The organism is Streptomyces beijiangensis, from assembly GCF_017315755.1.
Taxonomy (GTDB): Bacteria; Actinomycetota; Actinomycetes; order Streptomycetales; family Streptomycetaceae; genus Streptomyces; species Streptomyces beijiangensis.
Map to the genome: position 1 here is coordinate 1 of NZ_JAFLRJ010000962.1, position 326 is coordinate 326.

General features: G+C 74.2%; 1 protein-coding gene. It reads right to left on the minus strand.

Annotated features, from left to right (window positions below):
* Positions 1-213: carboxyvinyltransferase (locus J0695_RS40105; RefSeq protein WP_505383637.1), on the minus strand; the 213-nt coding region annotated here is incomplete at its 3' end.
* Between the last annotated feature and the right edge of the window lie 113 nt (positions 214-326).

The following is a 326-nucleotide window of genomic DNA, read 5'->3' on the forward strand; positions in this document are numbered from 1 at the left end:
GCCGACGCCCATCGCGCGCAGGGCCTCGGCCATCAGGAGGGTGTCGCGGGAGCGCAGCGGGCGGCGCAGCCAGCCGGGCTCGGCGGCGAGCGCGGCGAGGACCAGACCGCGGTTGGTGACCGACTTCGATCCGGGCACGGTGACCGTCGCGTCGACGGCCCCGGTGGCATGGGGGGCGGGCCATAGGGCGGTGTGCACGGAGCTTTCGGTCATGACTCTCACTTTACTGTCGGGTCACAGGGCGAGGAGCCAGCCAGTGGCCGCAGGCTCGCAGGGCGGGGATGCGGCTGGGGGTTCGGGGGCCCGCGGCGGAGCCGCTGATGTTG